At 59.1% G+C, this 13747-nt stretch carries 10 protein-coding genes and 1 pseudogene; 6 read left to right on the top strand and 5 right to left on the bottom strand.

Annotated features, from left to right (window positions below):
* Positions 1-10 precede the first annotated feature (10 nt).
* The 4 genes from ACNHGR_RS21560 to ACNHGR_RS21545 are packed head-to-tail and all read right to left on the bottom strand — an operon-like array spanning position 11 to position 3215.
* A complete protein-coding gene (locus ACNHGR_RS21560; RefSeq protein ID WP_184272815.1) occupies positions 11-487 on the bottom strand; it encodes a CopG family ribbon-helix-helix protein in 477 nt (158 codons plus the stop codon).
* Positions 480-1283, bottom strand: a complete 804-nt coding sequence (locus tag ACNHGR_RS21555; RefSeq protein ID WP_475288824.1) for an ABC transporter ATP-binding protein — start codon at positions 1281-1283, stop codon at positions 480-482. The genes ACNHGR_RS21560 and ACNHGR_RS21555 overlap by 8 nt, the downstream gene beginning before the upstream one ends.
* A complete protein-coding gene (locus ACNHGR_RS21550) occupies positions 1280-2095 on the bottom strand; it encodes an ABC transporter permease (RefSeq protein ID WP_475288822.1) in 816 nt (271 codons plus the stop codon). The genes ACNHGR_RS21555 and ACNHGR_RS21550 overlap by 4 nt, the downstream gene beginning before the upstream one ends.
* 37 nt (positions 2096-2132) lie before the next feature.
* Positions 2133-3215 carry a putative urea ABC transporter substrate-binding protein gene (locus tag ACNHGR_RS21545; RefSeq protein ID WP_475288821.1) on the bottom strand — a complete coding sequence of 361 codons (1083 nt, stop codon included), beginning with the start codon at positions 3213-3215 and terminating at the stop codon, positions 2133-2135.
* Between the two features lie 788 nt (positions 3216-4003).
* On the opposite strand from ACNHGR_RS21545, the gene ACNHGR_RS21540 reads away from it, so the two are divergent.
* The 3 genes from ACNHGR_RS21540 to ACNHGR_RS21530 all read left to right on the top strand — a co-directional run bounded on the left by ACNHGR_RS21540 (position 4004) and on the right by ACNHGR_RS21530 (position 8708).
* Positions 4004-6367 (top strand): TonB-dependent receptor, encoded by a 2364-nt coding sequence (locus ACNHGR_RS21540; RefSeq protein WP_184274770.1) that lies wholly within the window; start codon positions 4004-4006, stop codon positions 6365-6367.
* 172 nt (positions 6368-6539) lie between these two features.
* Positions 6540-7418, top strand: a complete 879-nt coding sequence (locus ACNHGR_RS21535) for an MBL fold metallo-hydrolase (protein ID WP_475289486.1) — start codon at positions 6540-6542, stop codon at positions 7416-7418.
* A gap of 252 nt (positions 7419-7670) precedes the next feature.
* The gene (locus ACNHGR_RS21530; protein ID WP_449469137.1) at positions 7671-8708 is read left to right on the top strand and encodes an IS110 family RNA-guided transposase; all 1038 of its coding nucleotides are present in this window, start codon (positions 7671-7673) and stop codon (positions 8706-8708) included.
* A gap of 252 nt (positions 8709-8960) precedes the next feature.
* On the opposite strand, the pseudogene ACNHGR_RS21525 reads toward ACNHGR_RS21530, so the two are convergent.
* Positions 8961-9711: pseudogene (locus ACNHGR_RS21525) on the bottom strand (IS5 family transposase).
* Positions 9712-10417: 706 nt separating this feature from the next.
* Between ACNHGR_RS21525 and ACNHGR_RS21520 the strand changes: the two are divergent.
* From ACNHGR_RS21520 to ACNHGR_RS21510, 3 genes are read left to right on the top strand one after another with little or no spacing between them, the layout of a single operon-like run.
* Positions 10418-10960 (top strand): thermostable hemolysin, encoded by a 543-nt coding sequence (locus ACNHGR_RS21520; RefSeq protein WP_184272797.1) that lies wholly within the window; start codon positions 10418-10420, stop codon positions 10958-10960.
* Positions 10957-12996: an AMP-binding protein gene (locus ACNHGR_RS21515; RefSeq protein ID WP_475288819.1), complete on the top strand. Its 2040-nt coding sequence runs from the start codon at positions 10957-10959 to the stop codon at positions 12994-12996. The genes ACNHGR_RS21520 and ACNHGR_RS21515 overlap by 4 nt, the downstream gene beginning before the upstream one ends.
* Positions 12983-13738, top strand: a complete 756-nt coding sequence (locus tag ACNHGR_RS21510) for an SDR family NAD(P)-dependent oxidoreductase (protein WP_475288818.1) — start codon at positions 12983-12985, stop codon at positions 13736-13738. The genes ACNHGR_RS21515 and ACNHGR_RS21510 overlap by 14 nt, the downstream gene beginning before the upstream one ends.
* Positions 13739-13747 lie beyond the last annotated feature (9 nt).

The raw sequence follows: 13747 nt of genomic DNA, 5'->3' as shown, positions 1-13747 counted from the left end.
GCGAGGGTGGTCACGCCATCACTCCTTTGATCTTGTTACCATCTTCCTGTTCGTACAGCGGCGGCAGCAGGGCCGTTGTCGTGACCAGTTGAAGCTGATGCACGCCGCGGACCCGTCGCAGCGCGTCACACAACTCCTTGAGCAGCAACGCCGGCCCCTGCACGAGCAGGACTTCGAGCGACTGGTCATCCTCCAGAAAGACGTGCTGGGAGGAGATGACTTCCTTGAGATAATCCGCCTGCGTCTGGGCGAGCTGATGCCGCACGCGTCCCCGGTCGCCGCGATAGACGATGGTGATCGTACCGGCGAGCATCTCGTCGGGGCGGGTGAACGCCTCATGCTCGGCAAGGGCATGGCGGATCAGTTCAGCGATGAGCTGGGACCGGGACGGCAGGCCGCGCTCCTCCACCATCATGTCGAGTTGCCGGAACAGATCCGCCGGCAGGCTCATGCTCAGCCTCGCGAGGCCCGCAGGTTCGCTAGCCATGTCCAACCTTCTCCTCATTATCCTGTCCGCTTTCGACCGGGGCCGGCGCCTCGCCTGCGTCAGCGTCCTTTGCCTTCTTGCGGAGCGCCAGATCATAGACCGCTGTCGCGCCGAAGCGGTGCGGGGCGTGCGGATCATGGCGACGCTTGTCGAACGCCAACACCCGCGTCCCCAGGCTGAAGGCTTCCCTTATATCGTGGGTCACCATGACGATCGTCAGCGCATAATCGCGCCACAGCCGGGTAATCAGCCGATGCATGTCGGCCCGAATACCCGGATCGAGCGCTCCAAAGGGCTCATCGAGCAGCAGGATGCGGGGACGTTTGATAAGGGCCTGCGCTATCGCCAGCCGCTGCTGCATGCCGCCCGACAACTGTGCGGGATAGAGGTGGAGACTGTCGCCCAGCCCCACGGCGATCAGCATTTCGGTGGCCTCTTCGACGGCCGCGCGACGTGCCGTGCCGAACAATCGCGCGGTTAGCGGTGCCTGTTCACATTCCAACCCGAACACCGTGTTCCGAAGTACCGACAGATGGGGAAATACGGAATAGCGCTGGAATACGACGCCCCGATCTGGCCCGCATTCGGGCGTCAGGGTCGTGCCATCGAGCAGGATTGTTCCCCGTGTCGCCGCTTCCTGACCGAGGATCAGGCGCAGCAGGCTGCTCTTGCCCGCGCCGGAAGGCCCTACGATGGACACGAAGGCCCCTTCCTCAATGTCGAATGACACTCGTTCGAGTACGACCTTGTCGCCATATTCGACCCAGATGTCGCGGAGGGAGAGGATCGCGCTCAATGGCTGGCTCCATGCGCCCAGGGAAAGAGACGCTGGCTAAGAAAGGTCAGGAACAGGTCCATCGCCACGGCCAGCACCGCGATCCAGGCGACATAGGGAATGATGACGTCCATCGAGAGATAGCGACGAACGAGGAAAATGCGGTAACCCAGACCAACGTCTGAGGCGATGGCTTCGGCAGAGATCAGGAAGACCCACGCCGGCCCCAGTGCCAGACGCACGGCATGAAACAGACGCGGCAAAGCCTGGGGTAGCGCGACCCTTATCATGATCTGCCAGCTGCTAGCTCCCAAGGTCTGCGCCTTGACGATTTGCTCGCGGGGCAAGGACGCGACATGCGCGACGATGTCCCTGACCATCACGGGCACGATCCCGATGACGATCAGCGCCACCTTTGCAGTTTCTCCGAGTCCCAGCGCAATGAACAGGATGGGCAGCAGAGCGATAGGCGGGATGACCGCAATGCTCGTAACCAGCGGACCGAAGGTCGCGCGCATCGGCGGCAGCACACCCAGCACCAGCCCGACCACAAGTGTCGCCAGCGTAGCGATGCCAAGACCGATGCCAAGCCGTTGCAGACTGGCCCACGTATCCGCCCAGAAGAGCAGTTGGCCGCTCAACTGGTCCGGCTGGAACAGCAGGCCCGCCATGGCATTTGCCATGCCGTCGGGTAGCGGCAGGATCTTGTCCATCGAATTGGCAGCGTGACGCTCGGCCGCCAGGAACAGATAGACCAGGATCAGCAGCAGGATTGGCAGCGCCCCCAGCAGCAGCCGGGCACCTCGGCCAGGATGTCGGTTCACCCAACGCATGCAATCATCGTCCTACAATAGGGGGGGGCGGATGGGTTCAGAGCTTTCCGTCGGCAGCCAGCTTCATGAAGCTCTCATCGAAACGGAGCGTTACATGCTGAGCATCACCGAGCGTCTTTCCGCCAGCGAAGCCCATGCCGACCGCATCAGCGGACGATGCGCCCTTGAACAGGCCATGGGCAAAGCTGAAATTGCGCACTTGCGTCATCGTCTGCACAAGTGCAGGCGCCGATGCTGCGGCAACCGCCGCCTTGGGATCGGCATAGAGGTGGGTGGTGGCCAGTTGGCTGTCAAACGCCTCGGGCGTGGTGCCAGCCAGCTTCGCCATCGCTGCCCGAGCAGCCGCGCCCTGTGCGTCCTGACGGTTCATCAGGGCCATCGTCTCGTACCAGATGCCAGTGAGCGCCTTCCCCAGATTTGGATTGGCCTTGAGCGTTGCCGTATCGACCACCAGCAGATCCAGGATCTCGCCGGGGATTTGCGCCGAACTGAAGACTTCCTTGGCGCCCGCCTGTCCTTTCATGACGGACAATTGTGGATTCCATGCTACCGCTGCGGTCACGTCGGGGCTACCAAATGCCCCGACGATATCGGCGTCGGATGTATTCACCGTCTTGATGTCCGTGGGCTTCATTCCCGACTTTTCGAGGGCGCGGGCGAGCAGATAGTGCGAAACCGAAAGTTCTACGAGATAGACCTGCCGACCCTTGATCGCGGTGAAATTGTCAGCTCCCTTGAGCAATATCCCGTCATTACCATTTGAATAGTCACCGACGATGATGGCACTTGTATCCTTGCCGCCAGCAGCAGGTATGGTCAATGCATCCATATTGGTGACTGTGACACCGTCAAACTTCCCAGCGGTATATTGATTGACCGATTCGACATAGTCGTTGACCTGGACGACATTGATCTTGATGCCATATTTGTCGGCCCATTTCTTCACGATCCCCGCCTGCTGCGCATAGGGCCATGGCATCCAGCCGGCATAGATAGACCATCCTATATTGAACTCGGTCTTCGGCTTGGAGGGGGCGTCCGGCGATGGCGAGCAGGATACAAGCAAAAGCGCTCCGGCCATCAAAGCGGCCCGGCCTGCGGTGCGGAACTTTCGGATCATTGCTCGTCCCCTTTCGCAGTGCAGTATTACAAAGCGGCACCCCGCTGTCCATTGAGAATTATTACCTATCAAAAATTATGTAATACCGGAAATTTGGCCAAGAAAATGGGGACATGCGCCTTCAGTGCCGCCATCGCGATGAAAATCAGGATGGTGTCGCGGGCCTGTTTCGGATCTGATCTGGCGGTTTATCGACGCTTTCTTGCAGGTAGTGACGATGGCGCGAATCACGCAAATCGAACTTGCGAGTCGGGCGTCCTTCGATCTGTCCCGACTGGCGATCATGCACATCAGCCATATGATCAAACATCTGGCCAGACTGCTATTCGCATGAGAAAACCGTCAAATTGTGCATTGCACATAGATTGCCCGTCATACTGAGCAAGTGCAGAATTATTACGCTTGACCCGTTATGTAATATCCATACCGTATAGCACACCGCCTTAACGAAGCGGCGGAACCAAAGGGTAGAACCGTTGGACAATGTTCGACGTGAAGTGAGGGTTCGTGGATCAAGGATCGGCTCAGAATGCTGTTCTTTCGGATGCCAGGCCACCAGTCGCCTGTCACGCCGCCCACGCAATGATCGACGATGGTCTGCGCGGCTCTCATTGGAGAGTTTGGCGTAGCCCGGGGACTTGAGATTGCGACCAGCCGCGCGACGGCTGACAAGGTGCCGGCCTAGCCAGAGCACCAGAAGGAGGGATGTCACTTAGGGCTCAGATGGGAAGGGGGTCGAAGTGACTAGGAAATTGTTTCGCAATACATTGCTTGGCGCGACCATTCTTATGGGCGTCGGAGCCACTTCGGCTTTTGCTCAGGACGCTGCGGCAGATGCCGGCAGCAAGGGCGGTGACGGCAACGAGATCGTGGTGACGGCCACCCGCCGCGCGGTGTCCATCCAGGACGTGCCGATCAACATCAGCGCGGTCGGACAGGAACAGCTTTCCCGCCAGCGGATCGACGACGTGCGCGACATCGCGGACTTCACACCCGGCATCACCATTTCGGACACGGGGCCGGGATCGACCGGGACGATCGTCCTTCGCGGCCTCAATGCTTCGGATTCAAGCGCTACCGGCGCTTCCTATGACAGTGCCCTCGGTGTCTATCTCGGCGAAGTTCCGCTCTATTACGACTTCAAGCTGCTCGACATAGCGCGGGTCGAAACGCTGCTCGGACCGCAAGGCACATTATATGGCCTGGGCACATTGGCTGGCGCCATTCGCAACATCCCCAATCGCCCCAATACGGAGGCTTTCGAAGGCGAAGTCCATAGCCGCCTCTATGGCAAAAGCCATAGCGGCAAACTAGGCTATCAGATGGACGGGGTCATCAACATCCCGATCGTCAAGGACCATATAGCTTTCCGTTCGGCCACAGGCTATTTCTACGATCCAGGCTTCATCGACTATTCCCTGCTGCTGCAGACACCAGGTGTGTCTCTCCCCCAGCCGGATGGCCCGGACAGCATATCCGATGCGGGCTATGCGGCGAACCTGACAAAGCGCAAGGATCTCAATTTCGAAAAGACATTTACTACACGTAACCAGCTGCTTTTCCAGTTCAGCGAAGATTTGAAGGTAAATTTCACCTACGCTTTCCAACAGACCAAGACCGATGGTGGTCAGTATAACAGCAACGGCGTGCTAGGCACCGGCAAATATGAAAGCGCCAGCCGCTATATTGAGCCTGTCAAGCGTCGGGCGCACCTCGGCAGCATGGAAATCAATGCGAACATCGCGAACATCGCTGACCTGGTTGCGACAACTGCATATACCGATGTCAAGAACGACAACCAGTCGGACAATACCGACCTTCTCCTCGATCTCGACTATGGCTATGAAAGCTTCCCAGCCTTTTCGAGCTGGAATGAAAGCCATGATCGTCGCAAGCAGTTCAACCAGGAAATCCGCTTCGTCTCACGCCATGGCGGCCCGTTCAGCTGGGTGCTCGGCGGCTTCTACAACCAACAAAAACGCCTGCGCGAATATACCGAGCATGTACCCAATCATCCGTGGGTCGAATTCGGCACCCAACCCAATCCGGACGAAGTCGAATATAATAGTTTCAACAAATCCAAGGTAACGGAAAAGGCCATCTTCGGCGAAGGCACGTTCAGGGTAACGCCCGAATGGCAGGTAACCGCTGGCGCGCGCTATTTCGGATATACGTCGGATGTCAGCGGCCGTGCCGTGCTTCCACTACTCGGCGACCCGATCAGCCCCTATGATCTGGAATCTGCCGGCGGCGAATCCAAAAAGAGCGGCTGGGTATGGAAGTTCAACAGTTCCTACAACTTCACACCCGACCTGATGCTCTACGCTACCTACAGCAAGGGCTATCGCATCGGCGGCCCGAACACGGTTGCGCCCTGCGTGCTGCCGCTCGATACCACCCAGCAGAATGTATGCGCACTGCCGAATGAAATGCAATTTGGTCCGGATACGACCAAGAATGCCGAACTTGGTATCCGTACCCAGCTGTTCGATCGCAAGTTGACGTTCAATTTCAACGTCTTCCAGATCAAATGGAGCGGGATTCAGGTGGATTCCGCCACGGTGAACGGGATTGTCGGCATCATCGTCAACGGCGGCAAGGCCAAGTCCGAGGGCTTCGAGGCATCGTTCCAGGCGCGACCCATCGAAGGATTGTCGATCCAGGGCACCTATTCCTATACCGATGCCAAGCTGACCCAGGACGTTCCCGCCATCATTGCAGTCAATGATCCGGCTGGTACCTACCCCAGTTCACCCATCCAGCTGGACGCCTTGTCCGGCGACCGCCTGCCGGGGTCGGCCAAGAACAGCGGAAGCCTGGGTGCGACCTATACCTATCCATTTATGAATGGGAATCTCGTTGCCGACTGGACCGCAACCTATCGCGGAAGCGTCGTGACGCGGCTCGGTTGGGATCGTGCCTATGGCGACAAGCTGCCCGGCTATGTCCTGCATCGGGCGTCACTGGCCTACGAGACTGATCGGTACAGCCTCGTCCTGTTCGCGAACAACATCTTTGACAAATATGCCGTGGCATCCGTGTCAAATGATCGGTCACGCATCGGCCTCAATGACGGTGTATTGCTGCGCTACTACAAGCAGACCGTGATCAATCCCCGCACTTTTGGTATCGAAGCGCGGATAAAATATTGAGCTAACGACCAACGGGCGCCCTGCGAAAGAAGGGCGCCCGTTGGGAAGCGACCGCCCACCTGGAAAACGGGCAGGCTTGTCTCATTGGCCCTGGTGAAGGAGGCTTATGGCTGTGCGATCCTGTGCCCGCGCATTCCAGCCCAGACGGTTCGTTGGCGCTGCCCTCCTGATGATGGTCGGCCTCGGGGCCGTTGCGAATGTGCCGCCGGCAAGCGCACCACCTCCAAAGCTGTTTGTGGAAAAATGGATCGACGGCACGCTGCCGCAGGAACCCACCACGCAGGTTCAACGGCTTGACGGCGACAGCTTCGTCATCCGCCAGTCCATCAAGACCAACTTCGAGGCCCCCTTTCTCTATCTGCTTTTCGGTCGCGACAAGGCTTTGCTGATCGATACCGGAGCCGAAGGCGGACGGATCAGGCCGATCGTCGACCGACTGATTGCGGATTGGCTCGCCGCGCACGGGCGCAACACGATCCCGCTGATCGTCGCGCACAGCCATAGTCATGGGGACCATGTTGCCGGCGACGCGGCTTTTCGCGACCGGCCCGACACCATGGTCGTCGGCATCAGGCCAGGGGAGGTTGCCGCCTTCTTCGGCATCGCTCCATGGCCGGATGCGATCGCGAAGTTCGACCTCGGCGGTCGTGCGCTCAGCATAATTCCCACGCCCGGGCACCAGGCTGCGGCAATCATGATCTATGATCCCAGGCTCAAGATTCTGCTGTCCGGCGATACGCTCTATCCCGGTCGTCTTTATGTGCCGGTCAATTTCCTTCCGGACAATCGCGCAAGCATCGATCGCCTGGCACATTTTGCGGCGAAGCATCCCATCCGTGCGATATTGGGCGCGCATATCGAGATGACAGTCGTACCCGGCCGCGACTATCCGCACGAAGCGCCAACGCATATGGACGAACATCCGCTGGAACTACCGGCACGTACCATATATGAATTGCAGGCAGGCTTGGACGCGCCACTCGATACACCCGATCAACGGCAAGTCCATGAGCATTTCATCATCGTCCCGGTGCCAGCCCGCGCCGAATAGCCCGCTCGGTGCGGAAAATCCTCCCCTCCGGTGGGTTCGGAATGAGCACTACACCAAGACGAGCACTTACAGAGCCGCTAGGCCCGGGGCTCAATCGTTTGAGAAGCAAATGGCAGAGGCAAGGAAGGCCCCCGCCATCTAGGATCAGATGGGGTGATTGGGGCCGACCCTGAATCGCTTGGGTGGCTGCTCCTCGCAAAATGGTAAGACGTGGTCCGTGTTGAGCGGCCACAACCATAAGGAGGAGCAACCATGCGCTACTATGCCGGACTGGATGTTTCGTTGGAAGAGACAGCGATCTGTATCGTCGATGAGGTAGGCAAGATCGAACGCGAACTTCGCGCGTCGAGCGACCCCGCTGCCTTAATCGATGCCTTCGCCGCACTCGACTTACCGATCGAGCGTATTGGTCTTGAGGCCTGTTCACTGGCATCCTGGCTGCATCAGGGGATGGCCCGAGCCGGGCTTCCGGTGCTGTGTATCGAAACTCGCGCGGCTAAGGCCGCAATGGGCGCAATGCCCAATAAGAGTGATCGTAATGATGCTCGCGGCCTGGCTCAAATCATCCGCACAGGATGGTATCGGGCAGTACATGTGAAGAGCCCGCCGTGCCGCTCTGCCCGCGCGCTGCTTGGTGCTCGGCGGATGGTGCTGAACAAGCAGCGCGACATTGAGAACGAGGTCCGTGCGGTCTTACGCGAGGCAGGGCTAAAGCTCGGCACGCCTGGTCGGAAAATGTTCGCACCGCGCGCCAGAGAGCTCGCCTCGGCGGATGCTGGCATCACAGACATTGTCGAACCATTACTGGCTATCCTAGCGACGATGGCCATTGAACTTGCACGTCTGACAAAGCGGGTTCTGGATGCCGTTCGTGTCGAACCTGTCTGTCGCCGGCTGATGACGGTACCTGGAGTTGGACCGCTTACTGCGCTGACTTTTCGCGCGACGGTTGATCAGCCTGAACGCTTCCGGCGGTCACGCGACGTCGGGGCGCATTTCGGTCTTACGCCGCGCCGCTACCAATCAGGCGAAACGGACATTCAGGGCCGCATAAGTCGATGTGGGGACGAACTCGCTCGCACCGCTCTCTACGAAGCCGCGCATACATTGCTGACGCGCTGCACGAAATGGTCGACACTGAAAGCGTGGGGCATGCGCATCGCGCAACGCCGCGGATTGGCAAAGGCACGCGTCGCCGTCGCACGAAAGCTCGCCGTCATTTTACATCGCATGTGGACCGATCAAACCGACTTCCGCTGGGGTAAAGCGTCGGCGGTCGCGGCTGTGTGAGGAGATAAATCAGTTTCCGCCCAAGCCGGGTGGGAAGCGATCGTTCCCATGGGGACGATGGGCGAGCCGACTTCGCAGTGAGTCCAGAACCTCAGCATGTCTGAAGGTCGAGGCTCAGATTGAAGCGCCTCGTTCTTCTAACCCCATTATGCGGCGACCAAGCGTCGATCGCGGAGAGAAGCAAGTGATCCATGGGAGCGGTCACGATACTGAGGATGCAGCTTGACCCAAAGGCCCCAATCAGAGAAGGACTCATTGATTGATCCAGAAGATGACGGTTGCGGCGATGCAGATAGCGGACATGAATGTGTGCGCGCATCGGTCGTAGCGGGTATGGATGCGCCGCCAGTCCTTGAGCCTGCCGAACCTATTCTCAATCTTGTGACGCTGGCGATATGGCATAGCGTCGTGCGAGATCGGGACCGCTTTGACGGGATGCAGGCCGCGATATTGCGCTCGACAAGAGCCTTGCGGAACCAGTCGGCGTCATAGCCTCGATCGCCGAGCAGGGCTTTGGCACGAGGCCAAGCGTCGAGCATCAGGGCAGTTCCCCTGTAGTCGCTCATCTGACCCTCGCCCAGCAGCATGACCAGCGGCCTGCCCTTGCCCTCGCACACGGCGTGGAACTCCGCGTTCAGGCCGCCTTTGGTGCGTCCATTACGTCTGGGAACAGCCCCTTTTTTAACAGACTGGCGGCTGTCCGGTGCGCCTTCAGATGCGTCGCATCGATCATCAACTGGTCCGGCTTGCCGCCTTGCGCCGAAAGGGCGGAGACAATCTTGTTGAACATTCCGAGCCGGTTCCACCGAATGAAACGATCATAGATCGCCTTGGGCGGACCATAATCGGCGGGCGCATCGCGCCATCGCAAGCCGTTCCTGATGACGAAGATGATACCGCTGATGATCCGGCGATCGTCGACCCGCGGGACACCGTGAGACAGTGGGGAATATGGCTCGATCCGGCGCATCTGCGCCTCTGACAACCAGATCAGATCATACATGGCAATGCCTCCTCGCGCAGCCATTCAATCAACCAATCCTCTGCTCAGAAAGAGATTTAACAGGTCCTGACCCTAGGGGATATCACCCCACCAATATCCAAAGATGGCTCGCCACTGGGAAATAGCGTTGCGTCGCCAGTCAAAATATCCGCCGCCAGTCAAAGTTTCTGCGTTTGTGAGGCAATCGCACCTATACAAGCACTATACTGTTAGGATCGCTGCATCCCCAGGAGCAATGATCGATGGCCGCGAATAAATTTACACGACTGAATCGGTTGCGCCTCAAGCTTGGAATAGATCGGCACGCAATGGGTAGTTCCCCGAAGTCAGCATGCGACGGGCCAGATTCGACAGCAGTCAGCGCGGCAAGGAAACCGATGGCGCGTCCGATTTCCCGCCATACGTTGGAAAAGTTGAGATCGGTTAAACCGCGATACAAATAATTTGCAGGACACTGTTCCAAGCATGTTGATAGCTTTCGGATATACGCTGGATTGACCCATCATGGTTGATGACGGCAATTAGGCGCTGGTAAGCTGGCCTACAAAAGTTGGAGGAAAAGGTAGGTAAGGCGGGCTTGAAGCTGACGAAGCTCAACCGGTGCCCGGTTCGGCCGTGTGACGGCGCAGCAAAATAATTCACACAATCGCACTGAGGTGCCATCCACGCAGCGGCGTCGATCCGACACAACAGCGTGAGTGTCGTGATGAGCGAAGCCGTACGGGCCTTTGTTGCCGATCGATTTGCAGAACAGCATGGCGCGATGCCTTGCGTGGATTATAAAGATTGGCACGTAATTCACGCGCAGTCTGAAAGGCCGCTAGCCGCGTTAGCTATTCGAAGCGCTGCTGATGAACAGCTGTTCCTGGAAACCTATTTTGCGGAACCGATTGAACAGGCCGTTTCCAGGGCAATAGGCCGCTCAATTTGTCGCAATGCGATTGCCGAGATCGGCTGTCTGGCGGCGGCGCCCACGGCCGCAATGTTGCGACTTTGGGGAGACGCCGCCGTTAGGCTTGTGGATCAACATGAAGTCGCCGTTGCAACGCTAACATTGCCCTTGCGCAGGATGTTCGCGCGTATCGGATTACCGTTAATCGAATTGTTGCCCGCAGATCCCAGGCTGCTTCAGAGCGAGATGCGAGAGCGTTGGGGGAGCTATTACGAGATGCAGCCGATTGTCTGTGCAGGCGATATCGCGGCTGGATTGAACGCATTACGGGCATTTTCGGCGGGAGGACGCGCATGAGCCTCCTACTTGATGCCATTCTGGCCTCCGCCCATCAACAGCGCAACCATGTTGCACTGGACGACGGATTGCGAACGGTTACCTACGCAGCGTTGCGGCAAGCCGTGTCCGAAATGGCGGACCGGATCGACGCGCAGATCGAACATTGTGGCCCGATCGCTATAGATCTCGAAAACGGCGTCGATTGGGCGCTTGCTGACCTGGCGCTGCTGAAACTTGGCCGACCTTGCATTCCCTTGCCACCTTTCTTCACCACCGATCAGCGCATTGCCGCGCTCGCGGATGCTGGCGCTGTGGCGACGATCGGCAAGGACGGGATCGTTCTGCATCAGCCTGCTGCTCGTAATCTCCCACAGGGGACCGCCAAGATCAGCTACACGTCCGGGTCGACCGGCGATCCCAAGGGAATTTGTCTTGGCGATCAATTGATGCTGGAAACGGCGGAAGCGATCGTCGACCGGCTGGGCAAGAGCATGGCGGGCGTACATTTCCCAATTCTGCCGCTGGGCGTGCTACTGGAAAATGTGGCGGGGCTTTACGCGACCTTGCTTGCTGGGGGCCGCTATCTTGTCCGCCCGTTGGCAGCGATCGGCCTCGCCAATCCCTTCATGATCGACGATGCACGGCTAGTTGAGGCGATTGCAGACGGCGGCGCTACCAGCCTTATCCTCGTGCCCGAATATCTCGCTCGCATCGTCAACCGGCTCGAACAGTCAGCAGGTCGTCTCGACGCACTGAAGCTGGTGGCGGTTGGCGGGTCCAGGGTTCCCTTGTCGTTGATGGAAAAGGCCGAAAAAGTCGGATTGCCGGTTGTACAGGGCTACGGCCTTACCGAATGTGGTTCGGTCATAAGCCTTGAAGCGCTGGATGAGAGTGATCGCGGTACGGTCGGCCAGCCCCTGAGCCATGCAGGCATATCGCTTGCGCCGGATGGAGAGATCATCGTTCAGGGGCATTTCCATCTGGGTACGGTCGGCCAGCCTCGCGAAGACGGACCTGTCCATAGCGGCGATATCGGATCGATCGACGAGCATGGCCGGCTGTCGATCGTGGGCCGCAAGTCCAATCTGATCATCACCAGCTTCGGCCGCAATGTCGCGCCGGAATGGGTGGAAGAGCAGTTGGTTGCACAGCCCCAGATTGCTCAGGCCATGGTCTATGGCGATGGCGAAGCCGCGTTGCGCGCATTCATCGTCCCATCCGCCATGGATGCGGACATTGCTGCAGGCGTAGCGGCAGCGAACGCGGAACTGCCCGTCTATGCCCGCGTCGGCCAATGGCAGCCATGCCGCCCCTTCATGCCGACGGACGGCACATTGACGCCCAACGGCCGCTTACGCCGCGCCGCCATATTGGATCGAATGGCGGCACGGCCATTTTTCGATAGACTGTGCGCCGAGACGGCGCCTGCGCGGGCGCGAATGCTGTCTGTGCCGCAGCTTCAGGCAGGCCTTGCGGGTCAGATCAGCCGGGCCACATATCTCGCCTATCTGGCCGAGGCCTATCATCATGTGAGCCATACGGTGCCGCTGATGCGGCTTGCCCGGTCGGGTCTTGCGCACAAGGCGATGCTCACTACGGCGCTCGACGACTATATCGAGGAGGAAGAAGGGCACGAGCAGTGGATCCTCAATGACATTCGCGCAGCTGGCGGCAATGCCGAGGCAGTGGTTGCCAAGGGGGCATCGCCAGCAACCGCGCGCATGGTCGATCACGCTTATGCCACGCTACGGTCGGGCAATCCGGCCGCCTTTTTCGGCATGGTCTTCGTGCTGGAGGGCACTAGCATCGCGCTGGCAAGCCATGGCGCGGAGGCGGTGCGTTCCAGCCTTGGACTGCCGGCATCCGCCTTCACCTATCTGACGTCGCATGGTGCGCTCGACCAGGATCATATGCGCTTCTTCGAAGATCTGGTGAACCGCCTCGACGACCAGGAAGACGAAGCGGCGATCGTGGCGATGGCCAACGACATTTTCAGTCTTTTCGGCGGGATGTTTGCCTCAATACCGATGGAGGATGTCGATGTCGCGGCTTGAGGAAAAGCGGATCGTCGTAACCGGTGCCGCTGGCGGGCTGGGTGTCCCACTTGTACGGTTGCTACGAGCAGAAGGCGCATATGTGATAGGCGTCGACCGCGTGGAATGTTCGGCGTGTGACGAAAGCCTCGTCTCCGATCTCTCTGATGACGGGGCTCTCGCCCTTCTTGTCCGGCGACTGGCCCAAGAAACGCCTGACATTCTCGTCAATCTGGCGGGTGTAATGCGTTTCGGCCTGCACGAGCATCAACCAAGCGAAGCGCTGGCGCTCTGCTATCGCGTCAACCTCTATGTGCCAGCGGTACTGGCGCAAGCTGTCGCTGCCCCGATGCGTGCACGGAGAGGCGGGCAGATCGTCAATATCGGTTCGGTGCTGGGGGCCATTCCCTATCCCTGGTTTGCCGCCTATTCCAGCAGCAAGGCTGGGCTGGCGGCGCTGAGCCAAAGCCTGCGGCGCGAACTGGCGGGCAGCGGTGTGGGCGTGACCCATGTCAGCCCTCGAGCGGCCAAGACTCCGCTCAACAACAGCGAGGTCAATCGCTTCCTCGACATCGCCAAGATGAAGGCTGACGAGCCGGATATGGTTGCAAGGCAGATCGTCGAGGCAATCGTCCGTCGCCGTCAGACCGTCACCATCGGCTGGATGGAGCGGATCTATGCGATCATCAACGCCGTCGCCCCGCGACTTATCGACAACGGCATCGCCCCGCAAATTCGTCGTGCGCGGGCGGAATTCTGCTGAACCCGAAAA

Source organism: Sphingobium sp. RS1 (assembly GCF_056156825.1).
This window is presented reverse-complemented; position numbering and strand designations above follow the sequence as displayed.

What these genes read in the sequence shown, in the direction of transcription:
- ACNHGR_RS21550 (WP_475288822.1), bottom strand. Translation starts at nt 2,095, where the DNA reads ATGCGTTGGGTGAACCGACATCCTGGCCGAGGTGCCCGGCTGCTGCTG.
- ACNHGR_RS21510 (WP_475288818.1), top strand. Translation starts at nt 12,983, where the DNA reads ATGTCGCGGCTTGAGGAAAAGCGGATCGTCGTAACCGGTGCCGCTGGC.
- ACNHGR_RS21545 (WP_475288821.1), bottom strand. Translation starts at nt 3,215, where the DNA reads ATGATCCGAAAGTTCCGCACCGCAGGCCGGGCCGCTTTGATGGCCGGA.
- ACNHGR_RS21520 (WP_184272797.1), top strand. Translation starts at nt 10,418, where the DNA reads ATGAGCGAAGCCGTACGGGCCTTTGTTGCCGATCGATTTGCAGAACAG.
- ACNHGR_RS21515 (WP_475288819.1), top strand. Translation starts at nt 10,957, where the DNA reads ATGAGCCTCCTACTTGATGCCATTCTGGCCTCCGCCCATCAACAGCGC.
- ACNHGR_RS21535 (WP_475289486.1), top strand. Translation starts at nt 6,540, where the DNA reads ATGGTCGGCCTCGGGGCCGTTGCGAATGTGCCGCCGGCAAGCGCACCA.
- ACNHGR_RS21560 (WP_184272815.1), bottom strand. Translation starts at nt 487, where the DNA reads ATGGCTAGCGAACCTGCGGGCCTCGCGAGGCTGAGCATGAGCCTGCCG.
- ACNHGR_RS21540 (WP_184274770.1), top strand. Translation starts at nt 4,004, where the DNA reads ATGGGCGTCGGAGCCACTTCGGCTTTTGCTCAGGACGCTGCGGCAGAT.
- ACNHGR_RS21530 (WP_449469137.1), top strand. Translation starts at nt 7,671, where the DNA reads ATGCGCTACTATGCCGGACTGGATGTTTCGTTGGAAGAGACAGCGATC.